Below are 26225 nucleotides of genomic sequence, written 5' to 3'. Positions count from 1 at the left end.
GATTATATGCAGCAGACTGAGGGAACACTGCGCTTCAGCATCAATGCTCCCTTCAGACGGACTCTACATGGCGTCCATGCCCTTGATGGCATTGTCGAGATGCGACGTGCATTTCTCCATGTCGTTCGCCATCATGGCATCTCTCGCCATGGTGAGTTCCTTGGTGGACTCGATCTTTTTTGCGCCGTCGGAGATTTGCGCGACTTGCTGTTCGGCCTTAGCGATTGAAGCTTCATCGCAAACGACCTTTTGCTGTGCCAGAGCGGGGCTGGCAAATGCCGCGATGAGGGCGAAAGTAGCAATCCGTTTCAGCATTTGTATGTTCTCCATTGGGCCGATACGACACCGGCGTTCACCGCGATTGAACGGCAAAACGGGTCGTTCTGTTCCGTTGATAGCGGGCCGAAAAGCGAAGTTTTTTCAAGGAACATCCAAGCGTTTGGTGCGTTAGGAGCGCGTGCAGCTGTGGGTCTAGATGTGCGCTTTTTATGGGCTTTTGGCCGCCTTGGGAGTGAACAGCGAGCGCGGGTGCCGGTGCATAGGACGGAGGGCTTTGCGCGCTAGTCTTGTGGGTGGTCGTCAGGGGCGAAGATGCTCCCCGTCTCATCGCCATCCCAGTAGGTGACTTTCGACGCGTGAACCTTGATCATTAAAAGACCGGGGGTGTCCACGCCTTGGGGAAACCATCTTTCAAGCTCGCTCATCCAATGCTCGGCAAACGTCTGCTTGTCACCCACGAGCGAAGCATTCCCTTGGATTGCAATGAAAATACCGGGTTTGCCGAGAAGGCTCGGACGAGCGGTGTAAGTCAGGGCTACCTTCGGATCTGCCTTGATCTCGGTGATTTTTTGTGACTGCTCAAAGCAAAAGAACCAGGTGTCCCCCCTATAGTCCACGTCGCCATTGTTGCTCATTGGTCGACTGGAGATGGTTCCGTCTGCCTTCTTTGTCGAAAGCATGCCGAAGTCGATATTCTTCAGTTCGTTGGAGATGTCGTTGAGCGTCAAAGTCATCGTGCACTCCCGTTGGCGTTCAGGTCCTAACCGCGAGAGCACAAACAGGTTCCTTGACACCGCCCTGGCGCACGTCGTCGGTCACGGTTCGCTGAAACCGGTCGCGGAAACACGGGAGCGACCTGCAGGATCGTTGCGAAAGATCAGTCCACCCCGCGCCTTCGATCGCGCAGGCACGTAGTCAAGCGTGATCTCCGCGGTCTCTATGACATTATCGTTGTCGGTGATTTCGCCACGTACGACGACGGCGGCCGCCGTTCGGTCGGCTGCATTGTTAACATCGAACATGACCAGATATCCGCCAGCACTCCCCGCGCTGCTGACGATCGTCACCGAGAGGTCCGGAGGCCCATCGGCCTGGGTTGCAGCCTGATAGCTGATCCAGCCAATAAGCGCCGTGATCAGGATCGTGGAAACCGCACCGGTCGTCCATTCGATCCAATGCGCTCGACGATTTTCAACGGAGCCTGGTTTCGGGGTCTTTGCCATCACGTTACCTACAGAATGAGGCGCGCTGCGGCTGCGCCGATTGCGCTCGGGAAGGCGAGGACAGCCGTGGCGACAATCGCTTGTGTTGGATCGAGGCCGTCCAGCCGATGAAACGTCCATAGGCAATAGAGGCTGATCGCGAATGCGATGACGTAACCCGGCGTTGTGAAGCGGATAAGGGCATGCCAGCCAGGTGTGTTCTCATCGAGTTCATGGCCGCCTATGAAAGACAGGGCGTAGACGAAGCCATGCATCAGCAGGATCGACGCCAAGATTGCGGCAATGGCGTGCCACAGCGACATCTTAAAGGATATCAGGATCATTTCTTCGGTTGGGGCGACGTTGAGACCGAGAAACAGAGCCCCAACGACCATCATAAAAAGTTCGCCACCGTAACCATCGCCCCGCGTCTCGCCGATCGGATCCTTCTCGTCCTCGCCGCTTTCGGTTCGTGTCCCCAGTTCGCTGCGGCCGAGCAAGGCGCCAATGCTGGCTGGGACCGCCTGAATGGCGATCATTCCAAGCACTTCCGGCAGGGCCTGGCCAATTTTTAGGACGCCAATCATGAAAAGAACAAAGACACTCGCCGCGATACCCAGGCAGTATGCAATGCTTGCGTCTCGCAGCGCTTCGCGCCACGTCGATACATTTTCAAAGCCGATCCGACGCGCAAGGAGGACAAGCAGCGGAATGTTGACCACAAGCAAAATAAGCAGCCGGTCGCGGTCGATGTAGAGGCCGAGTTCCCACATTTCCATCGTGAGGAACATAGGCAGCGCAAAAAGCAACGCGCCGGCGAAGCCGCGTGCGAGGCCCTTCGCGAAGCGGCCATGGTCAAAATCGGCCCGCGTCCCGCCCTTGGTCATCTTTCCCTCTCAAGGTTGCTGTCGGCCTCGCAAGGACGCGGCAGCATTTCTCTGACAGAGGTAACGTCGAGAGACAGCGCAAGTTCCTGATGTCCAGCCGGCCGGTCCAGCCCCTCAATGTCGGCGTTTCCTTGCTTGCATCGATCAAGTGCACATCGAACCCGTTCAGCCGTCCGCACTCCGGTGATCGCGACCGGCGCGTAGCGCTCATGCTTTCGTTGCTCAGGGCATTGGAACAATAACAACGTCCACGTCTTTCCACGGGGTTGGTAGCCCTTGGGAAAGGGAATGTTCGTGAAGTTGGAGCAGTAAGCTATGCCCTTGGGTTCTTTCGACAAGGCGGGGAGTGAAGATATCTTGCGAGCGAGGCTTGCGGCCATTGTGGAGTCGTCCTTCGACGCCATCGTCAGCAAGGATCTCGATGGTACCGTGCGAACCTGGAACGGCGCAGCCGAACGCATGTTCGGCTACTCAGCCGAGGAGATGGTCGGGCGATCAATCCTGACGATCATACCCACTCATCTTCACGACGAAGAGCGAGATCTGCTGCAGCGCCTGCGCAAAGGTGAAAGGATTGAACCGTTCGAAACCGTCAGGCAGCGCAAGGACGGCAGCTTTGTAACCGTTTCGCTGACGATCTCCCCGATCCGCAACTCCAAGGGCCGCATCATCGGAGCATCCAAGGTTGCGCGCGACATCACATCCGCAAAGGACCGTGAAAGGCGAATTCGCCTGCTGCTGCGGGAGGTCAACCACCGGGTCAAGAACCACTATGCCATCATTCTTTCGATGATCCGGCAGAGCAGGAGCGAAGAAACGGAACCTGCGGTTTTCCAGAAGGACCTTGAAAACCGCATATGGGCCCTTTCGGCATCCCACGACCTGATTGCGTCGGCAGATTGGCAAGCAACAGATCTAAGAGGCCTGGTCGAAAAGCAGATCGCAGCGTTTCATGCTGAAGCGTTCTGTCAGATTTCTGGCCCGGGCATCGCGCTTGCCCCAGCTGCAATCGAAAATCTTGGGATGGCGATCCACGAGTTAGCCCTTCATTCGTCAAAGGGCGGCGTATTGCGGTCGCGTGCCGGCACGATTTCAATTACCTGGGCGCTGGCCACTTCCCCGGCAGGCCTTGCCTTTTCGATGTCTTGGGATGAGCACCCTGGCCCTGAAGGTCGCGACTATCAGTTGCCGCGCTCGGGTTTTGGCGCGGTCGTGCTAAAGAGGACAGTGCCGCAGGCCCTAAACGCCAAGGTGGAATCCGCCCACGGAGACGGATTTGCCCGGTGGCGGTTGGTCGGGCCCGCGGACCGCTTCCTGGAGTGGCCGCGCTTCTCTCTGTGAAATCACTGCAGTGACCACTGTGCACTGTCACCAAAATGTGACAGGCGGTGCCTGGCGAGAATGAGGTGGCGGCAGGGAGATGGAAAAAGAACGAGGGAGCCATAGTTAGAGCTCGCAAATTCAGCATTCCGCGGTTTAGCGGGAAAGGTTTTGGGGGCAGACGGGTGAACAAACGGCCTGTTATTTCAAAAGTTTGTACGCTTCGGCGGGCAGGTTTGATAATGCAACATAGAATCAGCGCGAATCCGTCAGGGCTGGTCGAATTCCGACTTCGGCAGGAACCGCCGCTGAACCAGAACGTCTTCGCAATCCAGCCACGCACCGTCAGCACACGGTCGCTGTTTCCACTCAATGCTTGCTCTTTCCTCGGAGTCTGAATGTCCGCCACCGCAACCAGAAGATCGAGCTTGAGTTCGCGCTCGTTCCGCGCGCTTTTGGGCCTAGAAGCGGGCGTGGCCCTCGGCCTGGCAGGCACCCTCTTCTTTTTTGTCGCAAGCAGCGTCGTTGCCTATCTCAACCTGGAGGCCCTGCAACGGGGCAACGAGAGGATTGTACAAACCCACGTTGCCATTGTTTCTCTCGACGAACTGCTGTCGCTTGTTCAGGATGCCGAGACCGGTCAGCGTGGGTTTTTGTTGACCAATAGTGGGGGCTACCTTGCCCCCTACAACGCGGCAGTTCGCGCCATTCGGCCAAAACTCGATCAGATCGGTCAACTGACTGCGAGCAATCCGGGCCAAAGTCAGCGGCTGGTGGCTCTCAGGCAACATGTGGACGCCAAGCTCGCGGAACTCGGGGCGACCATCGATCGGAGACGGGCCGACGGTCTTGAGGCGGCGATTGCGATGGTAAACTCCGATCGCGGCAAGATCGAAATGGATGCCGTCCGCGCGCAGATTGCGGCCATGTCGGGCGCTGAGCTGGAAGTGCGCCTTGATCGATTGGCCGAAATGGAGAATGCGCAGAAGACTGCGCGGCTCAGCACTCTGCTTTCTGGTCTTCTCGGAATTGCTTTGACCGCAGCAATCGCCCTCCTCATTCGCAAGGCCACGATCGTCCGCCGAAGGGATGAATGGCTTCAGGCTGGTCAGGTCGGGTTGGCGTCGGCGATGATGGGCGATCAGTCGATCGAGCAGCTGAGCAAAAGTATTCTCGACTTCCTGGCGCCTTACGCAGGCGCCATTGCCGGTGCGATCTTCATTCGCGGTGATGGTTCGTTCCAGCGGGCTTGTAGTCGTGGCGTTCCGCCCGAGGCGAACTTGCCAATGACGGTTCGACCCCGCGAAGGCCTCTTGGGTCAAGCGGTTGCGGAAGGGGGTTCAATCGTCGTCGACGATGTCCCGGATGGTTACCTGGCCTTCGGTTCCGGGCTTGGAATGGACAAACCACGCCATCTCGCGATCCAGACCGGAAAGGTCGATGGTTCAGTGAATTCGGTGATCGAGCTCGGCTTTCTTGGGCCAATCGACGAGACGATCGTCACCTTTCTTGACCGCGCATCGGAGGCTATCGCGATTGCCGTGAAGGCAGCGACCTATCGCGGCCAGCTTCACGACCTGCTGGAGGAAACGCAACGGCAGTCCGAAGAGTTGCAAACGCAAAGCGAGGAGCTGCGCGTTTCAAACGAAGAGCTTGAAGAGCAGGGGCGGGCGCTGAAGGAATCTCAGGCGCACCTCGAGCAGCAGCAAATTGAACTTGAGCAGACCAATGCTCAGCTGGAAACACAAGCCCAGCGGCTTGAGGCTCAGCGCGACGAGCTGGAGCGCGCGAACGTATCGATATCGGCCAAGGCGAAGGAACTAGAGCAGGCAAGCCAATACAAATCCGACTTCCTTGCCAATATGTCCCACGAGTTGCGCACGCCGCTGAACTCTTCCTTGATTTTGGCCAAGCTGCTTGCGGACAATCCCGACGAAAACCTGACTGAGGAGCAGGTGAAGTTTGCCAAGACGATCCAATCCTCGGGCAATGATCTCTTGAACCTGATCAACGATATTCTCGATCTCTCCAAGATCGAGGCCGGGCATGTCGAAATCCGGCCGGAAACCGTTTCGCTCGAGCGACTGGCCGGCAACCTTCGTCAGGTGTTTCTGCCGCTGGCGACCGAGAAGAAACTCGGGTTTTCCGTTGAACTTGCTGAGGAATGTCCGCTCACTATCGAGACCGATCCGTTGCGGCTTGAACAAATTCTCAAGAACTTGCTTTCAAATGCGATCAAGTTCACCGAGACCGGCAAGGTCACCTTGGTGATTGGTTCGGTTGGCGAGGGCAAGGTTAGCTTCTCCGTCAGCGACACCGGAATCGGAATTGCACAGGAACATCAGCGGGCGATCTTCGATGCCTTCCACCAGGCCGATGGCACAATCAGCCGTAAGTATGGCGGCACCGGGCTCGGCCTTTCCATCTCTCGGCAACTGGCGCGGCTTTTGGGCGGAACGATCGTGCTTCAAAGCCAGGCGGGACGGGGTAGTACGTTTACCGTTACCATCGGGGAACGGTTCGATGTGGCCAAGCCGACAGCTCTTGCGCCAAGTCCAGGAACGCTCGCAACGACGGTCACGGCGCAAAAGGCAGGTACGGTTACGCCCAGGCCGATCCGCCGGATCGACGACGACCGAGATGTTCTGACAAATACAAAACGCGTGCTGCTGGTAATCGAAGATGATGACACTTTTGCCGGCATCGTGCGTGATCTGTCGCGGGAAATGGGCTTCCAGGCAATTGTCGCGGCAACCGCCGAAGAGGCGCTTTTGCTTGCGAAGGAATTCATGCCAAGCGCCGTCGTGCTCGATATAGGGTTGCCGGACCAATCGGGCCTCGCCGTCCTCGACCGGCTGAAGCATGATGTCTTGACCCGTCATATCCCGATCCATGTCGTGTCGGGGAGCGATCACGCCGAGAGTGCCTACTCTCTCGGGGCTGCCGGTTATGCCATCAAGCCCGTCAATCGAGAAGAACTGTTGAAGGTTCTGCAAAAGCTCGAGGCGCGGTTTACGAAACAAATGCATCGCGTCCTGGTCGTCGAGGACGATCCGGTGCAGCGCGAAGCGGTGGCAAAACTGATCGGCACGCAGGACGTCGAGACGGTGACCGCCAGCACCGCCGCCGAATGCCTTGACCTCCTGAAGCACCAGACTTTCGACTGCATGGTGCTTGACCTGTCGTTGCCTGACGCGTCGGGATATTCGTTGCTGGAGACGTTGAGCTCACAGAGCGCTTATGCCTTCCCGCCTGTCATCGTCTATACTGGACGCGAACTCTCGGCGGATGACGAGCAGAAGTTGAGGCGCTTCTCGAAGTCGATCATCATCAAGGGGGCAAAATCCCCCGAGCGACTGCTCGATGAAGTGAGCCTGTTCCTGCATCAGGTGATATCGGAACTGCCGGACGAACAGCAAAAGATGATCCGCAAGGCGCGCAACCGCGATGCGCTGTTGGAGGGGCGTCGCATTCTCGTGGTGGAAGATGATATCCGAAACGTCTACGCGCTAACCAACATTCTTGAACCGCGCGGTGCGATCGTCGAGATCGCGCGCAACGGCCGCGAGGCACTGGAGGTTCTCGAAAAAGCTTCATCTGGCCCCGGGCGCCCGATTGAGCTCGTGCTGATGGACGTCATGATGCCTGTGATGGATGGTTTGGTCGCGACCGCTGAAATCCGAAGGAACCCGACTTGGAAGAAGTTGCCGATCATTGCGCTGACCGCCAAGGCAATGCCGGACGATCAGGAGCGCTGCATTGAGGCTGGGGCGAATGATTACATGGCCAAGCCGCTGGACGTCGACAGGCTGCTGTCGCTGGTGCGTGTATGGATGCCCAAATGAGCGAAGCCACCGCCGTTGAAAAGGTAGAAGACATCGAAATCCGGTTGCTGCTGGAAGCACTGTTTCTCAAATACCACTATGACTTTCGCAACTATGCGATGGCCTCGATCAAGCGCCGCCTGAAAAAGGCGCGCGAACAACTGGGGTTCGATACTTTCTCGGCGATGCAGGAGGGACTTCTGCACGATCAGGCAATGCTGCCGCAATTGCTGCGTTTTCTGACCGTCCAAGTGAGCGAGATGTTTCGCGATCCGAGTTACTTCCAGGCGATCCGGGAAAAGGTCGTTCCCCACTTGAGGACCTACCCTTCCTTGAAGGTGTGGATTGCTGGCTGCAGCAGCGGCGAGGAGCTTTATTCGCTGGTTATCCTGTTTCGCGAAGAAGGCCTCGAAGATCGAACGATCTTCTATGCCACTGACATCAGTCATGAAGCGCTGGAGGCGGCCGAGGCCGGCGTCTATGCACTCGACAGGATACAGCTTTTCACCGAGAACCATCGCAAATCGGGTGGAAAATCATCGTTGTCGGACTACTATCAGGCGGCATACGGCAAGGCGCTGTTCGATAAGACCTTGCGCCGCCATGTCGTGTTTTCGGATCACAGCCTGGTGACCGACGCCGTTTTTGCAGAAATGCACCTCATATCGTGCCGAAACGTCATGATTTACTTCGACCGCGCGCTTCAGGACCGCGCGGTGGGTCTTTTCAAGGACTCGCTCGCTCGCAAAGGTTTCCTCGGGCTCGGCGCCAAGGAGAATTTGCGCTTTTCCCTTCATGCCGATGCGTTCACGGATTTCGTGCGTGAGGAGAAGATCTACCAAAGGCGTGTCGAATGACGCCAGCAAAAGCTCAAGCGGTGATCATTGGCGCTTCGGCGGGGGCTGTCGAAGCACTTTCGGCAATCCTGCCGGCGTTGCCGCGAAGCTTCCCGTTGCCCGTGATCGTGGTCGTTCACGTTCCATCCGACAGGCCGAGCCTTATGGTCGACCTGTTTCGTGCAAAGTGCCGGTTGCCTGTCGAGGAGGCCGAGGACAAACAGTCGCTCGAGGCCGGCACGATCTATTTTGCACCGCCGGACTATCATCTGCTCGTTGAAACGGACAGGAACCTGTCCCTTTCCTCTGATGAGCCTGTCCTCTTCTCCCGCCCGTCAATCGACATACTTTTCGAAAGTGCTGCCGATGCCTTCGGGCCGGATCTTATCGCGATTGTCCTGACCGGCGCCAACCGAGATGGGGCAGACGGCCTGGCGGCTGTCCACAATGCAGGCGGAACGGTGATCGTGCAAAACCCCGAAGGCGCTCACGCTCGCGCCATGCCGGAAGCTGCAATCCAATCATGCCCGAGCGCCCTCGTCCTGTCGCTCGATGCCATTGCCGAATACTTGAAAGAGGTCTGAGAACAACTATGGAGCCCGTCCCGTTTCTACTGGTCGATGACCTCGAGGAAAATCTCATATCGCTGGAGGCACTGCTCCGCCGAGACGATCGCCTTCTCATGAAGGCGCGGTCCGGCGATCAGGCGCTTGAGATCCTGCTTCGACAAGACGTGGCGCTCGCGCTTGTCGACGTTCAGATGCCGGGTCTGGACGGTTTCGAACTTGCCGAGTTGATGCGCGGCAACGAACGCACGCGACACATTCCCATCATCTTTGTGACGGCGGGTATTGCAGACGGCCGACGCCGTTTTCGCGGCTACGAGGCTGGCGCGGTGGACTTCATCCAAAAGCCGATTGAACCGGACGTTCTGTCAAGCAAAGTCGACGTGTTCTTCGAACTGTACCGGCAAAGGCAGCAACTCGCCGCTCAACGAGATGAACTCGCTGCCCAGGCGCAGGCGCTTAAGCAGGCAGCAGAGCACAAGGATATTCTGCTGCGGGAAATCAATCACCGCATCAAGAACCTGTTCAGCCTCACCGCCGGGTTGATCTCGGTGAGCGCCAGGCAAGCCACAACCGTTTCCGATCTAGAGGCTGATCTACGGTCGCGGCTACACGCACTGTCTCGCGCCCACGAACTTACGCTGCCCGACCTTGTCGGGGAGGACGATCGCGGAGATATTGCGACGACGGTTGTGGCTCTGTTGAAGGCGATCGTTGCGCCACACGACCACGCTCACGGCTCTCGAATCCTGATCTCCGGAACGGACGCTCCCCTCGGCGACAAGGCACTGACGTCAATGGCGCTCCTTCTGCACGAACTGACCACCAACGCTGTCAAGTATGGTGCCCTTTCCGGCCCTGCGGGGCAATTGAGCATCGACCTTTCGACTTTCGACGAAGAACTTCACGTCAAGTGGAGTGAACACGGATCACATCCGTTGTCCCAGAGCTCCGAAAGGACGGGATTTGGAACAACGTTGGAGAAAGCGGCAATCTTGGGATTGAACGGATCGCTGGCGCGAAATTGGCGGACAGATGGGCTTCGTCTGGCGCTCCGCATCCCGCTAGCTAGTTTAAAAAACTGATCGGTCCCCGCAAGGACGCTTGACGCACTTTTGTTTGTGGTGTGCTGGCATAAAGCTGCTAATCGAGCAGTTTACCGGGGTTAGTGCCCATTCCCGGTTGCTCCTAAAATCGGTACTCGCCGACGTCCCATTTAATAGGTTAATCGCTCATTCTATAAGGGCGCGCGACCAGAGATATTCATTCGCCCTGCGGACGGGACTCGACGCTGCTCGGGCTTGAATTCCGGTCTGCCTGCCACACCTAAACTTTACCCGGGCCTGCGGAAATATAAACGCTCGTTGTCGCAGTCCCTATCGAAACCGAGCCCGTACGGGCTCGTCCCAGCGGGCGCATATGAGCCAACGTGAACCTGCCGACGACACGCCCTGGATTAAGAAGGCCGACGAGTTGGAGGCGCTGTTCCAATTGACGGACGGACTATACCGCGCAGAGTCCGAGACCGATGCTTTCGATGCGACATTCGATGCGATCGAGCGGGCGCTGGGGTGTTCGCGGGCTTCGATCCTGCTTTTTGACCGCCACGGAGTGATGCGATTCGTCGCTTCCCGCGGGCTCTCGGAGGACTATCGTCGGGCAGTTGATGGACACTCGCCGTGGAAGCCGGGAGATCGAGATCCTATTCCCATTTTCGTAAGCGACATAGAGCTTTCTGACGAGCCTCAGGCGCTCAAGAACGCCATACGAGGGGAGGGTATCCGCTCCCTCGCATTCATTCCTGTGACCGTCGATGGCATCGTCGTTGGCAAATTCATGACCTACCGCGACGTCGCTCACGTCTATTCCGCTGACGAAGCCACCCTGTGCCTCACTATCGCCCGGCAACTCGGGTTCAGCATCGAGCGGAAGCAATCGGAAGAGGCGCATCAACGTGCCGAAGAGGGACTTCGCCGCACCAATGAACGGTTGCGTGTCATCCTCGACAGCGCGAGCGAATATGCCATCATAACGCTCGACGCCGACGGACGGATCGCAAGCTGGAACAGTGGCGCTGAACGCCTTTTGGGCTATCTCGACAGCGAGGTCCTTGGTCTCTCCGGCAGTATTTTCTTCAGTCCTGAGGATCGAGCCTTGGAAATCCCACAACAGGAAATGCGAACCGCGGCCGAAACGGGACGTGCCGCGAACGAGCGTTGGCACTATCGCAAGGATGGGTCACGGTTTTGGGGCTCAGGTGTCATGCTTCGTGTCGAGGAGAGCGGGCCTGATCGCTACCTCAAGATCTTCCGGGATCGAACAGAGGAAAGAAGGGCGGAGAAGAGGCAGAAGCTCTTGGTGGGAGAGCTCAATCATCGGGTGAAGAACACCCTGGCTACCGTGAATTCCCTCGCGGAGCAAACATTGAAAAGCTCCGAAACGCCCGAGGCGTTCGCCCAGGCTTTTAACACTCGTCTGCTCGTTCTTGCCAAGGCGCACGACTTGCTTACGCGGGAGGCTTGGCAGGCCGTAAACCTGAGCGATATCGCTCAAACGGTTCTTACCGCTTGGATTGAGGACGGGCGCGTCTCGATCCAAGGCGCTGCGATCCGCATCGATCCGAAAAAAGCTCTGGCGCTTTCCATGGCGTTCAACGAGTTGCTGACCAATGCGATCAAACACGGTTCACTTTCGAACCAGGTTGGTCGGGTCGCATTATCATGGCAATGCCAGGAGGTATGCAGCATTCTTTGGGAGGAGCGCGGCGGACCTCCGACGTCTGAACCGGACCGCCAAGGGTTCGGTCTACGGGTTCTAAACCGAGGTCTAGCCCACGAACTCGGATATCCGGTCGAACTGCGGTTCGAACCGGATGGCCTCAGATGCACAATGAGCATGGATTTCAGTAGCAAACAGCCCTCGGGAGCGCAGTAAAGTTGACAATTTCAACAACATTAGCGGGACGTCGAGTGCTCGTCGTTGAAGACGAAATGCTGGTGGCAATGTCAATCGAGGACACTCTGCTTGCGGCTGGAATGCAGATTGTGGGCCTTGCTCCGACTGTGGATCGGGCGCTGCAATTACTTAACGACGCGACGAAAATCGACGTCGTCGTGCTCGACATGAACCTCCAGGGACACAGCGGGCTTCCCGTGGCTGACGCGTGTTATCAGCAATCGATTCCGTTTCTTGTCCTAAGCGGATATGGGACGTCGGCCTTGCTTGGGACCAGCCACACAGCTCCAGTTCTCTCCAAGCCGTTTTCGAACTCTGTCCTGGTGGAAGCGCTGGACGCGGTACTTGAGCAGAAGAACGGGGAGGCATCTTCATCCGTGTGATCAGAATGAATGCCCTGCCCCGAGGTAGCCTGCCCGTCCTTTCGGCCTCCTCTGGTGCGATTGCCTAACGTCATTTGGCGCGATGGTGGCTCTTGGCCTGCACCGGCTTACAGATCGGCAATGTCGCCCTGCTCGCTGACGGGGGGGCGTCTGTTTCCATGACCGTCGCAGGCCACTCCAAAAGAAGGCCAGCGCAGCTCCGAGCTCCGTCGACGTCATCGAGGAAGGATCTACAATCTGTGTGCCATCGACACGAATGATCGTCACTTGGACGCGGGCCGTCGCGGAACTCAGCGTCAACGAAGGAGCGGAAACTAAAACCGTTCCAGCATCTTCTTGAGAGTTACGTTCTGCGCACGGAGTTGTTCCCCCAGCAGTTTTCGGAGGCGGCTGTTTTCCGCATCAAGTGAAACCAACTCTTCCAAGAGCATCGTTGGCGCCGATCTCGACTCCAGATCCGACTGTTGCTCTGTAGGTTGCGAAGCGGTCCTCGGGGAGGGGCGGGGAGGATGCTTCCCGCTGGCGCGTTTCGGTAAACCGCGGGTCCTGGCGACAGTGAGCGGGCCGATTGCGGTCTCGCGAGCTTCATCAGCGACATTGGAAATTAAATGCGCCGCAGCGACCTGGTCAGCCACCTCATTCGCCGGCTCGGGCGCCGTGATCACGGCCGGTTCGTCAACAAAACTCGGGACATGAGCATCAGAGGCGGGATCAATGCCGCCGTCGGCATTCAATTCTTGACGGCCGAACAGATGAGCCGCTTCGTTTTCAACCTCGCGCGCAAGGGTCTTGAGATCTGTGTTGCCCCAGATCGAACCCGCTTGCACTTTTGGCTGACGGCGGCCGGACTTGAACTCAACAACGAACCTGCGTTGTGGCGTTTTCATATAGTTTGAACCCAATGTAGATCGACGTGCTGCGGCATGATCGGCTGCACAACGTCGGGTGCAACCTCGCAAATCAGCCGCCCGCCAAAGGAGCGGTGGAGCCACAGCGCTCAGCGCGTGGCTTCTCCGGGCCTCAATCTATGCCAAGCCTCTTGCGCAGGTCGGCATTCTCAGTGCGCAGTTTTTCCGCCAGGAGTTTTCGCAGCTTCTGGTTCTCGGCGTCGAGCTTCACCAGTTCGGCGAACTCGTCGCTGGCCGACGCGGGCTTTTTGCTCGTCTTATCATCCGCCTTTAAGCTACCCTTCCAGTTATAGTAGGTCTGCTCGGATATTCCTGCGCTTTTAATCGCATCTTTGATCGTGCTCGTGCCGTCTGCGACCTGGGCCCCGATCTGCCTCAGCTTCTCGAGTTTATCTTGTTCGCTGAACTTACGGGACTTGGTGGGTTGCGTTGATGCTGTTGCCTTCGAAGTCGCCCGTGTGGTTTCCCCAGCCGCTTTCTGACGCTTCGTCGCGCTTCGCTTTGCTCGCTCGGGTGTGTGCACAGTCGTTGCGTCCTCCGCAACCAGGGTGGTTGGCGTCGTGTTTTCGTCAGGCATGAGTGATCCCTTTTTTATGGTCGCCCTTTTTTCAACCGAGTGAAGACCAGAGTCAACATTACTTGCCGGTCGATTTTTGGTGCCGATCCAATAGGGTATACGGATTGGCTAGATGTTTTCCATGCCGGAACAGCTCGACGTTAGACCCGAGGGTCGAGATCGGCGTTCGCCAATAGGGCTTCCATTGCACTGCTGGCTCAACGGTTGTCGATGGGGCGGCGTAGCACTTCCCCATCGACAACAAGGTTCAAATTGCGTGTATTGGCATCTGCACTCATCTTGCCTTTGCTTTGCCAAGGACAGATGTGACGGCCTCGACCGCCGCTTTCACCACAACATTGGCCTCATCCTTTGTGAGGCAAAGCGGTGGCGCAAAGCCGAGGATATCACCTTGCGGCATGGCCCGCCCGATGACGCCGCGCTCAAGCAGGGCAGCCGCAACTTGCGGGCCGATCTTCTTTGCCGGATCGAAAAATACCCGGTCGTCCTTATCCTCGACGAACTCAATTGCGGCCATCAGGCCATCGCCACGTATTTCGCCCACATGTCTGTGGTCAGCGAGTGCCTTCGTCAGTTCAAAGCGGAAATAAGCGCCCGTGCTGTCGGCATTTTCAACCAGGCCCAACTCGTCGATCAGTTCGAGGTTGGCGACCCCCGCGGCCGCACAGATCGGATGGGCGGAATAGGTCCAGCCATGGCCGATCGCGCCCAGTTCGTCAGATCCTTGCACCAGCACCCGCCACATCTTATCCGATACGATCGTGCCGGAAAGCGGCGCGTAGGCCGAGGTCAGACCCTTGGCAATGGTGATGAGGTCGGGCTTCATGCCGTAGTGGTCCGATCCGAACATGGTGCCGAGGCGGCCGAAGCCGGTCACCACCTCGTCTGCGACGAGCAGGATGTCGTATTTTTCGAGCACAGCCTGGACCTTCTGCCAGTAGCCCTTCGGCGGCGGCACGATGCCGCCAGTACCGAGGATCGGCTCGCCGATGAGGGCGGCGATCGTCTCCGGTCCTTCCGCAAGGATCATCTCCTCGAGCTTGTCGGCGCAATATTGCGAGAACTGCTCTTCATCCATCGAGCGATCGGGGCGTCGGAAGAAGTAGGGTGCTTCGGTGTGCAGGATCGGCGCGCGCGGCAGGTCAAAGGCGTTGTGGAATAGATGCAAGCCGGTCAGGGAGCCCGTCATGACGCCGGAGCCGTGATAGCCGCGCCAGCGGGAGATGATCTTCTTCTTTTCCGGCCGGCCAAGGATGTTGTTGTAGTACCAGATCAGCTTGATGTTGGTCTCGTTGGCATCGGAGCCTGAAAGACCGAAATAGACGCGGCTCATGCCCGCCGGCGCACGATCGATGATCATCTTGGAAAGCGTGATCGACGCTTCCGTACCGTGGCCGACATAGGCATGATAATAAGCAAGGTTCTTCGCCTGCTCGGCGATCGCGTCTGCGATCTTCTGCCGGCCGTAGCCCACATTGACGCAATAAAGGCCAGCAAAGGCATCGAGGCTCGTCCTGCCGCTGGTGTCGGTAATATACACACCTTCGCCGCCGCCGATCACCCGGGTCGGTGTTTCACCACGCGCATGCATGCCCATATGCGTGGAGGGGTGGAAGAAGTGATCACGGTCCCAGGCGCTGAGTTCGTTGCTTTTTTCGAGCATGGTCTTTCCTTTCGCGTATGAAATGTGGCGCCTGCGCTCAGGCGGCCGTGTCGATGCAGAGATATTTGAGTTCGGTGAAGGCCTCGATGCCGTGGCGGGAGCCTTCGCGGCCAAGGCCCGACTGTTTCCAGCCGCCGAAGGGGATCGGTCCACCGGTGATTTTCACCCGATTGATCGCGACCATCCCGTACTCCAAAGCCCGTGCAAGACGCATCTGGCGCGCTCCGTTTTCGGTGACGACATAGGCGACGAGGCCGTACTCGGTGTCGTTTGCCCGGGCGACTACTTCGGTCTCGCTGTCGAAGGCGGTGACCGCGGCAACCGGGCCGAAGGTCTCCTCACGCATGATCAGCGCATCGTCCGGTACATCCGTCAAAAGGGTCGGCTCGAAGAACAGAGCGCCTGTCTTGTGGCGCTTGCCGCCCGCCAGCAGCTTTGCGCCGCGCTTCAGCGCATCGGCGACCTGTTCTTCCACCTTGGCGATGGCACGCTCGTGCATCAGGGGGCCGATCTCGGCGTCTGGTTCGAGGCCCGAGGCAACCTTCAGCGCTTCGATGCGAGCCTTGAACGCCCGCGTGAAGTCCGCAAGTGCAGGGCGCTCGACATAAATGCGGTTGGCGGCGAGGCAATCCTGCCCGGATGTGGCGAACTTCGCCGCCATTGCGATGTCGGCAGCCTTCTCGATGTCGGCATCGGCAAAGACGATCAATGGTGCATGGCCACCGAGCTCCATCACCATCCGCTTCATGGTGTCAGCGCACTGGCCCGCAATCAGCTTGCCGATCTGCGTCGAGCCGGTGAAGCTCATGGCGCGAATACGCGGATCGGCATTCATGCGGCCGACGATCGTGGCGGCATCGCCGGTCACCACATTGAAGACGCCTGCGGGAAGCCCAGCCCGCTCGCCAAGTTCGGCAAGGGCGAGCGCTGAAAGCGGCGTTTCGCTGGAGGGATGCGCAACGACCGTGCAGCCGGCGGCAAGGGCAGCTGCGGCCTTCCGGGTGATCATGGCTGAGGGGAAGTTCCACGGCGTCACGATCCCGACGACACCCAGCGCCTCGCGCCGCACGATCATTTCGGCTCCGGGCAGATGGCTGGTGACGCTTTCCGCATTCAGCCGCTTTCCTTCCTCCGCGTACCATTCGACGAAGGAGGCCGCGTAGTCGATTTCACCGCGCGATTCGGCGAGTGGTTTGCCCTGTTCCAGCGTCATCAAGAGCGCAAGGTCCTCGCGCGCCTCCAGTATCAGGTCGTGCCACTTGCGAAGAATAGCGGAACGCTGCTGCGGCAGCATGCTGCGCCAGGCGGGCAGTGCGTCACTCGCCGCCGAGATGGCTTCTGCGGCCTCATCGGCACCAAGGGCTGCGACCCAGGCAAGCGTCGCCGACGAGGCAGGGTCCGTCACCTTGAAGCTTGCGCCGTCGCGGCTAGCAATCCAGCGCCCCCCGACATAGGAGAGCTCCCTTAAGAGGTGCGGATCGGCAAGGCGGGCAAGCGCGTCGTGAAAGGTCGTGCGGGCAAATACGGCGGTCATGGCAGCCTCCTCTTGGTGTCTGGAGGGAGTCTGCCAGAGGGCGAGGGACAGATTGTCCATTGCCGGGGTGGGCGTCAGAGACTTTGGCTAAAGATTGGCCCGGCCGTAGACAATCTCTCTATTCGGAAGGGGGAAGCAACGTCTCGAGTGGAAGCACGGTCTCCTCCTTCACCGTCTTGGTGACGATGTAGGTGAAGTAGCGGTCGATGCCGAGCTCACGGTCAAGCAGGCTGTCGACAAGGCGCTGGTACGCATCGATATCACGCGCCACGATCTTCAGGATGTAATCGACGCCACCGCCGACCGACCAGCAGGCCACGATTTCGGGCGTTGTCGCGACAGCCCGTTCGAAGCGTTCGAAATCCACTTGCCGATGATTGGCGAGCGTCACCTCCATCATCACGCTGGCAACAGGCGCAACGCGTCGCACCGCAACACGCGCGTGATATCCCGTGACGATGCCGGCCCTTTCCAGCTTGCGCAGGCGCAGCCAGCAGGGCGTTGGTGAGAGACCCGCCCGTTGCGCCAGCGCCAGCTTGGTGATGCGTCCGTTCTGCTGGATCGCCTCCAGGATACGCAGGTCGATGGCGTCGAGTTTCATTCGGGGCGCCCTCCGGGCGGGGATCGCGTCAAAGCGGAGGAAAAGACAATGGGAAACCATTTTGGCATTGTCAATTGAACTGATTTTGAGCACTGTCGAAATCATGACAAATTGGCGACCCGACATATCCCAGTTGCGCCGGCCGGCCTATCTCTCCCTCGCCGAGCAGATCGCCCGCGCCATCCAGGAAGGGCATCTGCCGAACGGGACGCGCCTGCTGCCACATCGCAAGCTCGCCGACGACCTGAAACTTTCCGTGCAAACCGTCAGCCGCGCCTATGACGAACTGATCCGACGAGGGCTCATTTCCGGAGAAATTGGTCGCGGTTCCTTCGTGCAGACAAGGCCGAAGGAGCCTGAGCCACCCTACCTGCCGGAGCGTCTTGGCGAGCTGGTGGATCTCTCGATCCTGAAACCTGTTTGCGAGCAACTCCATCTGGAGCGCATGCGCGCAGCCTTCGGGTGGCTGGCGGAGAACCTGCCGTCAAGTTCGGCGCTTTCCTTCCGGCCGAATATGGTTTTCCCGCGCCATCGCACCGTCGCGGCCGAGTGGCTGTCGCGGTGCGGTCTCGATGTATCGCCCCTCAATATCAGTCTGACGAATGGCGCAACCTCAGGCATGACAGTGGCGCTGATGAGCGTCGCTCCGCCGGGCTCGACCGTTGCGACCGAGGCGATCAGCCACCACACGCTCGTGCCGCTTTCCAGCTACCTTGGCCTTCATCTCGAGGGCTTGCCGATCGATCGCGAAGGCATGATCCCCGAGGCGTTGGATGAAGCTTGCCGCACCGGCGTCATCCGCGCCGTCTTTCTCCAGCCCTCGGTGATCAATCCGACCGCGGCGTTGATGGGGCCTGAGCGCCGGCAGGCGCTTGCTGAGGTCGCACGACGCCACGATATCGCGATCATCGAGAACGACATCCTGGGGCCGCTTGTGGAAGGTCGGGCGCCGCCGATTGCGGCCTATGCGCCGGAGCGCACCCTCTACGTCACCAGCTTCACAAAGATCACGGTACCGGGCCTGCGCATCGGCTATCTTGCCGCTCCGGATCGCTATGTCGCAGCGGTTGCCAACCGCCATCTCGTCTCCAACTGGATGGCGACGCCTTCAATCGCCGAGATCGCAACACTTTGGGTCAGCGACGGCACGGCGATGGAACTCGTCAATTGGCAGCGCCGGGCACTTGGCGTTCGTCACGCGATCGCCGAGGATGCGCTTGCGGGCTTGCCCTATTATAGCCATCCGCAGAGCCTGCATGTGTGGCTACCCTTACCGGAAGGGCATGCGGAGGAAGGTTTCGTATCCCAGGCGCGTCTGCGCGGTGTCGCTATTGCGCCCGGCTCTTCGTTCCGCACGGCCGACCAGGGTTGGCAGCCGGCGGTGCGCATTTCGCTCGGCTCGACCACCGAGCAGGAATTGCGCACCGGACTTGGCATTCTCGCCTCACTCGCCAGCGGAAATCCAGAAGCGCTGTTGCTCGCGATTTGAGTGAACTGCCTTGCAAATGGGCGATGTCAGAATAATTGTACTGATATTATTATTGACATTGACATGATTTTGTTTGCCGCGCATCGTTGCTCCATCACTTGTCTCAATAGGGAGAGACATGCATGGCAGCGCCGATCATCCGCATCGACAACATCACCAAACGCTACGGTCCCTTGACCGTACTCGACGGTTTGTCGATGGACGTGCTGCCGGGTGAAAAGTTGGCGCTTATCGGTCCCTCCGGATCGGGCAAGACAACGATCCTGCGCATTCTCATGACATTGGAGGCGATCAGCGGTGGCCATATCGAGGTCGACGGCGACCAGCTCTATCATATGCCGAAGAACGGCAGCCTCGCGCCGGCCGACGACCGCCATCTGCACAAGATGCGCGAGAAGATCGGCATGGTCTTCCAGCACTTCAATCTCTTCCCGCACAAATGCGTGCTCGACAATGTCACGCTCGCGCCGATGCTGACGAAAGGCATGGCGAAGGCCGCGGCGGAGAAGCGGGCGATGGAGCTTCTCGACATGGTGGGCATGGCCGACAAGGCAAAGAGCATGCCCGCGCAATTGTCCGGCGGACAGAAGCAGCGCGTTGCGATCGCCCGGGCGCTGGCTCTTTCGCCAAAGATCATGCTGTTTGACGAGGTGACCTCGGCACTCGACCCGGAACTGGTCGAAGAAGTGCTGAATGTCATGCGCAAGCTTGCGGTCGAAACAGACATGACCATGCTGCTCGTCACGCATGAGATGGGTTTCGCCCATGATTTTGCCGATCGCATTCTCTTTTTCGACCGCGGCAAGATCGTCGAGGAGGGCAAGCCGGACGAGATTTTCCGCACTCCCAAGCAGGAACGCACGCAGACCTTCCTGCGCAAGATCATCGCGGCAGGGCACCGCGTCTGAGCGGCTTTGCCGCCCGGAAACAAGGCTCCAAACAAAAACCCGGGACAGCCAGAGGAGTTCGCAACTATGAGCATGAGAACCTATTTGACCATAACCGCCAGCGCGGGCGCCCTCACGGCAATGGTTGCCGCAGCGCCAGCCTGGGCCGACGGCAAGCTTGAGGAACTGAAGGAACAGGGTTTCGCCCGTGTCGCCATCGCCAACGAACCGCCCTTCACGGCAGTTGCCGCCGACGGCAAAGTTTCTGGCGCAGCTCCGGACGTCGCGCGTGAGGTCTTCAAGCGCCTCGGTGTCGAAGACATCGTCGCCTCGATCTCGGAATATGGCGCGATGATCCCGGGTCTTCAGGCCGGCCGTCATGATGTCATCACTGCCGGCCTCTTCATGAAGCCGGAACGTTGCAACGCGGTTGCCTATTCAGAACCGATCCTTTGTGACGCCGAAGCCTTCGCGCTGAAAAAGGGCAACCCGCTGAAGCTCAAGAGCTACAAGGATATCGCCGACAACCCGGACGCCAAGATCGGCGCGCCAGGTGGCGGTACGGAAGAAAAGCTCGCGCTCGAAGCCGGCGTCCCGCGCGATCGTGTCATTGTCGTTCCGGATGGCCAGAGCGGCCTGAAGATGCTGCAGGACGGCCGTATCGACGTCTATTCGCTGCCGGTGCTTTCCATCAACGCTCTTGTCGCCAAGGCGAACGACCCCAGTGTCGAAGTCGTGGCGCCGGTTGAAGGCGCGCCGGTCTATTGCGACGGCGCGGCCTTCAAGAAGGGCGAGGAAGCCTTGCGCGATGCCTTCGACGTGGAACTCGCAAAGCTCAAGCAGTCGGGCGAGTTTGCCAAGATCATCGAACCCTATGGCTTCTCTGCCGCGGCCGCGATGTCGACGACCCGCGAAAAGCTCTGCGCCGCCAAGTAAGGCCGCAGCAATCGGGCCTCTTCCCAAACCGGGGAGAGGCAGTCCGCTCCCTCGTATATGGAAGAACGATGACCGACTGGTCCGGCTACATAGGGCTGATCCTTGAAGGCGCGCTCGTGACGCTTGAGCTTACCGTGCTCGGCTCCTTGCTCGCGCTCGTCATGGCATTCGTCGCGGGTCTTGGACGCGTCAGCCGCATTTTCGTGGTTCGCGCGCTTGCCACCACCTATATCGAGTTTTTCCGCGGCACGTCGATCTTCGTCCAGCTGTTCTGGGTCTACTTCGTGCTGCCATTCGCCGGCGTCACCTTGTCGCCGCTTCAGGCCGGCGTACTGGCGCTGGGACTGAACGTGGGAGCCTATGGGGCGGAGGTCGTGCGCGGCGCGGTCAAAGCGATCGGCCGCGAGCAACGCGAGGCCTGCATAGCGCTCAATCTCTCGCGCTATCAGTCGATGCGTTACGTTGTCCTTCCGCAGGCCCTGCCGCTGATGCTTCCGACCTTCTGCAACAACGCGATCGAGCTCTTGAAGGGTACGGCCGTCGTGTCGCTGATCTCGCTCACCGACATGACCTTTCAGGCCCAGGTGGTCCGCGCCCAGACCGGCAGCACGCTCGTTCCTTTCGCAACGATTCTCGTGCTCTACTTCCTGATGGCACTCGCCATCTCCAACGGCATGCGCTGGCTGGAACGCCGGGTAACACGTGGCCTTGATGGCGTGAGGACCTGACGATGGAATGGGACTGGAATTTCGTTTGGGAAATCATGCCGACCCTGCTTGAGGGTCTGAAGATCACCATATTGGCAACCGTTTTCGGCGCGGCACTCGCTGCCATCATCGGCCTCGTCTTTGCCATCCTGCGCATGACCGCGCCTAAGCCGATTGCGAAGGTCACGGGCTTCATCGTGGAGTTCATTCGCGGCACGCCGCTCCTGGTCCAGCTCTACTTCATCTTCTTCGTGTTGCCGGATATTGGCGTTCGCCTGCCGGCAATGCTCGCCGGCATCATCGGCCTTGGGCTCCACTATGGCACCTATGCGGCGGAGGTCTACCGCGCCGGTATCGAGAACGTGCCGCGCGGCCAATGGGAGGCGGCCAAGGCGACGAACCTCACCGGCCGCCAGACCTGGGTCCACGTCATCCTGCCACAGGCGATCCCGCCGATGATCCCGGCGCTGGCCAACTATCTGATCGCCATGTTCAAGGAGACACCGCTCCTTTCCGCCATCACAGTGCTCGAACTGATGAACCAGGCGAAAAGCGTGGCCAACAGCAGCTATCGCTACATCGAGCCGATGACGCTGGTCGGGGTCTTCTTCCTGATCATGAGCCTGATCTCCGTCGTCTTCCTGCGCTGGCTGGAAGAACGATACGCCCAAGTGGAGGAGCGCTGATGCGAGCGGTCGATCTTACACTTTCCTCGCGCATGCCGAAGCTGGATGAGCGTCCGCTCGACAAGCGCATCGGCCTGATCATCCTTGCGACCGACCACACCACGGAAGTGGACTTCCATCGCATGGTGGCAAGCGAGCAGATTGGCGTCTATGCGACGCGCATTCCCTACGCGAACCCGGTGACGCCGGAGAACTTGCGCGCCATGCAGCCCTCGCTGACATCGGCGGCCGCACTGATCCTGCCGGACGAACCTCTAGACATCGTCATGTATTCCTGCACCTCCGCGTCCGTCGTCATCGGCGACGCGCAAGTCAAGGCGGCGGTCCATGCGGCCAAGCCAAGTGCTTCCGTCGTCACGCCGACTGCGGCGGCGGCCTCTGGCCTCAAGGCGTTCGGTGCCAAGCGGATTTCCGTACTGACGCCCTACACGATCGAGACCAGCGAGCCGATGGCTAACTATTTCGTGTCGCTTGGCTTCGACATCGCCCGTTTCACTTGCCTCGGTCTTGATGACGACCGGGAGATGGCGCGCATTTCTCCGGACGAAATCGTCGCCTTTGCGAAGCAAGCGACGGCGCCAGACAGCGACGCGCTTTTCATATCGTGTACGGCGGTGCGCGCGGCAGGCGTCGCGGCCGAGATCGAGGCCGTCATCGGCAAGCCGGTCGTTACCAGCAATCTCGCCACCGCCTGGGCCTGCCTGCGCCTCTGCGGCAATGAGACGGCACGGCCGGATCTCGGGCAACTCATGACACTTGCCTATTTGGACCGCTAGCGATGTCGAACCTTCCCGTGACAGTGGCGGATATCGAACAGGCGGCGCGGCGCATAAAGGGCCGGGTCTTGAATACGCCATTCGTGCTTTCCGCTTCGCTCTGCGAACGCTTCGGTGTGCCCGTCGGCCTGAAGCTTGAGCACCACCAGACGACAGGCAGCTTCAAGCTCCGCGGCGCCACGAATGCCGTGCTCTCGCTGACGTCGGAAGAGCGGGCGAGGGGTGTCGTCGCCGCCTCGACCGGCAATCACGGCCGGGCGCTCGCCCATGCCGCCAAGGCCGAAGGATCAGTCGCGACAATCTGCGTGTCCAGGCTCGTGCCCAACAACAAGGTGTCGGACATCCGAAGGCTTGGGGCCAATGTCCTGATCGTCGGCAAATCGCAGGACGAAGCCCAGCTTGAGGTGGATCGGCTGGTGGCTGAAGAGGGTCTCGTCATGGTGCCACCCTTCGATAATCGAACGGTCGTTGCCGGGCAGGGCACACTCGGTCTGGAGATCGTCGAGGCAATGCCGGATGTGGCGACGGTTTTTGTGCCGCTTTCCGGCGGTGGGCTTGCGGCCGGTGTCGCGGCGGCCGTGAAAGGGCGGTCACCGAAGACCCGCGTCATCGGCCTTACGATGGAACGTGGCGCGGCGATGAAGGCGAGCCTTAACGCAGGGCGGCCGGTGCAAGTCGAGGAGGTGGCAAGTCTTGCCGATTCCCTCGGTGGCGGCATCGGCCTTGATAACACCGTGACCTTCGAAATGTGCCGCGCGCTGCTCGACGACGTGATCTTGTTGTCTGAAGCCGAGATCGCGGCTGGTATGCGGCATGCGTATTCCCAGGAGCGCGAGGTGATCGAGGGGGCAGGGGCCGTTGGCATCGCGGCCTTGCTTTCCCGCCGGTTTGGCCGGCTGGAGGGGCCGGTGGCGGTCATCCTCTCCGGCCGCAATGTCGACATGGACCTGCATCGACGGGTCATCAATGGCGGGGTCGATCCGCTAGCGGAGGCCGCGGCATGACGACGATGAGAATTCTTACCGAGGCGGAACTCAGGCGTATCGTTCCGCTCGATCTCGATGCCATTGCCTGCGTCGAAGGAGCGTTTCACGCGCTTGCCACCAAAGCGGTGGCGATGCCGCCGATCCTGAGGCTCGACATCCCTGAAGAGCGCGGTGAGGTCGATGTTAAGACGGCTTACGTGCCCGGTCTCGACGGTTTCGCCATCAAGATCAGCCCCGGCTTCTTCAATAATCCGAAGATCGGCCTGCAGAGCACCAGCGGCCTGATGGTGCTGCTTTCGGCGAAGACCGGCCTGGTAGAGGCCGTCCTGCTCGACAACGGTTACCTGACGGATGTGCGCACAGCGGCGGCCGGCGCGGTCGCGGCTCGACAACTTTCGCGCCCGGATGCCGCGGTTGTCGCCATCTTCGGCGCCGGCATGCAGGCAAGGTTGCAGCTTGAGGCCTTAAGTCTGGTGCGGCCGATCCGCGAAGCGCGCATCTGGGCGAGAGATGCTGCTAAAGCCGAGGCCGTCGCTGCGGACTTGACGGTGAAGCTCGGCTTTCCGGTTCGGGCGGAGGCCGACGGCCGGGCGGCTGTCGATGGTGCGGAGATCATCGTCACCACCACGCCTTCCGAAACACCGGTGCTTCGGGCCGAATGGCTCCAGCCTGGCCAGCATGTCACGGCCATGGGGTCGGACGCCGAGCACAAAAACGAGATCGAGCCCGCCATTGTCGCCACCGCCGACCTCTATGTCGCCGATAGCCTGAAGCAGACGCGCAGGCTCGGCGAATTGCATCATGCCATCGAAGCGGGCCTCGTGACGGAGGATACGATCTTCCCCGAACTCGGCGAGATCGTCGCCGGGCGCAAACCGGGCCGCAGCGGCCCCGAGCAGATCACCGTGGCGGACCTTACCGGCACGGGCATTCAGGACACCGCCATAGCTACGCTTGCCGGCGCCCGCGCGGCAATGGCGGGCGCCGGCACGATCTTCGAGAGTTGAGACCGGCTTTTCGCCGGGTATAGAGGAAAAACCGATGAAACAAGCGAACCTGAAGTTCTCGCTTCCGGAGTATGAAACGCGTCTTCAAAAAACGCGAAAAGCGATGGAAGCCAAGGGCATCGACGTGCTGATCGTCAGCGATCCGTCGAACATGAACTGGCTGACCGGCTATGACGGCTGGTCTTTCTACGTGCACCAATGCGTCGTCGTGCCGCCGACGGGCGAGCCCATCTGGTATGGCCGCGGCCAGGATGCCAACGGCGCCAAATTCACCGCCTACCTCAAACACGAGAACATCGTCGGCTATCCGGACCACTATGTGCAGTCCACCGAGCGCCACCCGATGGATTACCTCTCGGCCAAGCTCGCCGAACGGGGCCTCGACAAACTGACGATCGGCGTGGAGATGGACAATTACTGGTTCTCCGCCGCCGCCTTCGCTTCACTTGTGAAGCACCTGCCGAATGCGCGTTTCATCGATGCGACCGCACTCGTCAACTGGCAGCGCGCGGTCAAGAGCGAGGCCGAAATCCGCTACATGCGCAACGCCGCAAGGATCGTCGAAAAGATGCATGAACGCATCTTCGACAAGATCGCGGTCGGCATGCGCAAATGCGATCTGGTCGCGGAGATTTACGATGCCGGTACCCGAGGGGTCGATGGCATCGGCGGCGATTATCCAGCAATCGTCCCGCTGTTACCTTCGGGCGTGGAGGCTTCCGCGCCGCACCTGACCTGGGACGACCGGCCGATGAAGAGAGGCGAAGGTACGTTCTTCGAGATTGCCGGCTGCTACCACCGTTATCACGTGCCGCTGTCGCGCACCGTCTTTCTCGGCAAGCCGACACAGGCGTTCCTCGATGCCGAGAAGGCGACGCTGGAAGGCATGGAGGCAGGCCTCGAAAAGGCACGGCCCGGCAATACCTGCGAGGATATCGCAAACGCTTTCTTCGCCGTGCTGAAGAAGTACGGCATCGTGAAGGACAATCGCACAGGCTACGGCATCGGCGTTTCCTATCCGCCGGACTGGGGCGAGCGCACGATGAGCCTGCGTCCAGGTGACCGCAGCGAACTCAAACCCGGCATGACTTTCCACTTCATGACGGGCCTCTGGCTCGAGGACATGGGCTTTGAGACCACGGAAAGCATCCTGATCACCGAGAGCGGTGTCGAGTGCCTCGCCAACGTGCCGCGCAAACTGCTCGTGAAGGATTGA

General features: G+C 59.7%; 25 protein-coding genes. 16 read left to right on the top strand and 9 right to left on the bottom strand.

Annotated features, from left to right (window positions below; all coding sequences use genetic code 11):
• Window positions 1–63: 63 nt before the first annotated feature.
• From IB272_RS14430 to IB272_RS14415, 4 genes are all read right to left on the bottom strand, one after another.
• Window positions 64–315 carry a hypothetical protein gene (locus IB272_RS14430; protein WP_034794901.1) on the bottom strand — a complete coding sequence of 84 codons (252 nt, stop codon included), beginning with the start codon at window positions 313–315 and terminating at the stop codon, window positions 64–66.
• A gap of 245 nt (window positions 316–560) precedes the next feature.
• Window positions 561–1013 (bottom strand): pyridoxamine 5'-phosphate oxidase family protein, encoded by a 453-nt coding sequence (locus IB272_RS14425; protein WP_034794899.1) that lies wholly within the window; start codon window positions 1011–1013, stop codon window positions 561–563.
• Between the two features lie 81 nt (window positions 1014–1094).
• Window positions 1095–1502, bottom strand: a complete 408-nt coding sequence (locus IB272_RS14420; RefSeq protein ID WP_034794896.1) for a TIGR02588 family protein — start codon at window positions 1500–1502, stop codon at window positions 1095–1097.
• A gap of 8 nt (window positions 1503–1510) precedes the next feature.
• Complete coding sequence (locus IB272_RS14415; RefSeq protein ID WP_060608044.1) at window positions 1511–2368, bottom strand: TIGR02587 family membrane protein; 858 nt, start codon at window positions 2366–2368, stop codon at window positions 1511–1513.
• A gap of 315 nt (window positions 2369–2683) precedes the next feature.
• Here IB272_RS14415 and IB272_RS14410 point away from each other — a divergent pair, with 315 nt between their 5' ends.
• From IB272_RS14410 to IB272_RS14380, 7 genes are all read left to right on the top strand, one after another.
• Complete coding sequence (locus tag IB272_RS14410; protein WP_082573053.1) at window positions 2684–3709, top strand: PAS domain S-box protein; 1026 nt, start codon at window positions 2684–2686, stop codon at window positions 3707–3709.
• Window positions 3710–4086: 377 nt separating this feature from the next.
• Window positions 4087–7533, top strand: a complete 3447-nt coding sequence (locus IB272_RS14405) for a response regulator (RefSeq protein ID WP_051659320.1) — start codon at window positions 4087–4089, stop codon at window positions 7531–7533.
• Window positions 7530–8369, top strand: a complete 840-nt coding sequence (locus IB272_RS14400) for a CheR family methyltransferase (RefSeq protein WP_034794888.1) — start codon at window positions 7530–7532, stop codon at window positions 8367–8369. The genes IB272_RS14405 and IB272_RS14400 overlap by 4 nt, the downstream gene beginning before the upstream one ends.
• Window positions 8366–8932, top strand: a complete 567-nt coding sequence (locus tag IB272_RS14395; protein ID WP_034794885.1) for a chemotaxis protein CheB — start codon at window positions 8366–8368, stop codon at window positions 8930–8932. The genes IB272_RS14400 and IB272_RS14395 overlap by 4 nt, the downstream gene beginning before the upstream one ends.
• Window positions 8933–8940: 8 nt before the next feature.
• Window positions 8941–9999, top strand: a complete 1059-nt coding sequence (locus IB272_RS14390) for a response regulator (protein WP_192358061.1) — start codon at window positions 8941–8943, stop codon at window positions 9997–9999.
• Between the two features lie 334 nt (window positions 10000–10333).
• Window positions 10334–11848: an HWE histidine kinase domain-containing protein gene (locus tag IB272_RS14385; RefSeq protein WP_113135565.1), complete on the top strand. Its 1515-nt coding sequence runs from the start codon at window positions 10334–10336 to the stop codon at window positions 11846–11848.
• Between the two features lie 2 nt (window positions 11849–11850).
• A complete protein-coding gene (locus IB272_RS14380; RefSeq protein ID WP_200954142.1) occupies window positions 11851–12252 on the top strand; it encodes a response regulator in 402 nt (133 codons plus the stop codon).
• Window positions 12253–12566: 314 nt separating this feature from the next.
• On the opposite strand, the gene IB272_RS14375 is transcribed toward IB272_RS14380, so the two are convergent.
• From IB272_RS14375 to IB272_RS14355, 5 genes are all read right to left on the bottom strand, one after another.
• On the bottom strand, window positions 12567–13139 hold the full coding sequence (locus IB272_RS14375; protein WP_063891210.1) for a hypothetical protein: 573 nt from the start codon (window positions 13137–13139) through the stop codon (window positions 12567–12569).
• A 133-nt stretch (window positions 13140–13272) separates the two neighbouring features.
• Complete coding sequence (locus IB272_RS14370) at window positions 13273–13737, bottom strand: transposase (RefSeq protein ID WP_060516660.1); 465 nt, start codon at window positions 13735–13737, stop codon at window positions 13273–13275.
• 274 nt (window positions 13738–14011) lie between these two features.
• Window positions 14012–15400 (bottom strand): aspartate aminotransferase family protein, encoded by a 1389-nt coding sequence (locus IB272_RS14365; RefSeq protein ID WP_192358059.1) that lies wholly within the window; start codon window positions 15398–15400, stop codon window positions 14012–14014.
• 37 nt (window positions 15401–15437) lie between these two features.
• A complete protein-coding gene (locus IB272_RS14360) occupies window positions 15438–16934 on the bottom strand; it encodes an NAD-dependent succinate-semialdehyde dehydrogenase (protein WP_089045758.1) in 1497 nt (498 codons plus the stop codon).
• A gap of 118 nt (window positions 16935–17052) precedes the next feature.
• Window positions 17053–17535, bottom strand: coding sequence for an Lrp/AsnC family transcriptional regulator (locus IB272_RS14355; RefSeq protein ID WP_192444504.1), 483 nt, complete (start codon window positions 17533–17535; stop codon window positions 17053–17055).
• Window positions 17536–17602: 67 nt separating this feature from the next.
• Here IB272_RS14355 and IB272_RS14350 point away from each other — a divergent pair, with 67 nt between their 5' ends.
• The 9 genes from IB272_RS14350 (at window position 17603) to doeA (ending at window position 26225) form a co-directional block, all read left to right on the top strand.
• Complete coding sequence (locus tag IB272_RS14350; protein ID WP_226020914.1) at window positions 17603–19024, top strand: PLP-dependent aminotransferase family protein; 1422 nt, start codon at window positions 17603–17605, stop codon at window positions 19022–19024.
• A 122-nt stretch (window positions 19025–19146) separates the two neighbouring features.
• Window positions 19147–19932 carry an ectoine/hydroxyectoine ABC transporter ATP-binding protein EhuA gene (gene ehuA / locus IB272_RS14345; RefSeq protein ID WP_034794806.1) on the top strand — a complete coding sequence of 262 codons (786 nt, stop codon included), beginning with the start codon at window positions 19147–19149 and terminating at the stop codon, window positions 19930–19932.
• 66 nt (window positions 19933–19998) lie between these two features.
• Window positions 19999–20847 (top strand): ectoine/hydroxyectoine ABC transporter substrate-binding protein EhuB, encoded by an 849-nt coding sequence (ehuB, locus tag IB272_RS14340; protein ID WP_089045759.1) that lies wholly within the window; start codon window positions 19999–20001, stop codon window positions 20845–20847.
• A 68-nt stretch (window positions 20848–20915) separates the two neighbouring features.
• Window positions 20916–21575, top strand: a complete 660-nt coding sequence (gene ehuC, locus IB272_RS14335; protein WP_034794803.1) for an ectoine/hydroxyectoine ABC transporter permease subunit EhuC — start codon at window positions 20916–20918, stop codon at window positions 21573–21575.
• 2 nt (window positions 21576–21577) lie between these two features.
• Window positions 21578–22240 (top strand): ectoine/hydroxyectoine ABC transporter permease subunit EhuD, encoded by a 663-nt coding sequence (ehuD, locus tag IB272_RS14330; RefSeq protein WP_034794801.1) that lies wholly within the window; start codon window positions 21578–21580, stop codon window positions 22238–22240.
• Window positions 22237–23016 carry an ectoine utilization protein EutA gene (gene eutA, locus IB272_RS14325; protein WP_089045782.1) on the top strand — a complete coding sequence of 260 codons (780 nt, stop codon included), beginning with the start codon at window positions 22237–22239 and terminating at the stop codon, window positions 23014–23016. The genes ehuD and eutA overlap by 4 nt, the downstream gene beginning before the upstream one ends.
• A gap of 2 nt (window positions 23017–23018) precedes the next feature.
• Window positions 23019–24020, top strand: a complete 1002-nt coding sequence (eutB, locus tag IB272_RS14320) for a hydroxyectoine utilization dehydratase EutB (protein ID WP_192444503.1) — start codon at window positions 23019–23021, stop codon at window positions 24018–24020.
• Window positions 24017–25009: an ectoine utilization protein EutC gene (gene eutC / locus IB272_RS14315; RefSeq protein ID WP_192444502.1), complete on the top strand. Its 993-nt coding sequence runs from the start codon at window positions 24017–24019 to the stop codon at window positions 25007–25009. The genes eutB and eutC overlap by 4 nt, the downstream gene beginning before the upstream one ends.
• A gap of 34 nt (window positions 25010–25043) precedes the next feature.
• Window positions 25044–26225: an ectoine hydrolase DoeA gene (gene doeA / locus IB272_RS14310; RefSeq protein ID WP_034794791.1), complete on the top strand. Its 1182-nt coding sequence runs from the start codon at window positions 25044–25046 to the stop codon at window positions 26223–26225.

It is taken from the genome of Ensifer sp. ENS08 (assembly GCF_014852195.1).
GTDB classification, from domain to species: domain Bacteria; phylum Pseudomonadota; class Alphaproteobacteria; order Rhizobiales; family Rhizobiaceae; genus Ensifer; species Ensifer adhaerens.
The sequence above is the reverse complement of the archived record's forward strand: the minus strand, read 5'-3'. Positions and strand labels throughout refer to the sequence as shown.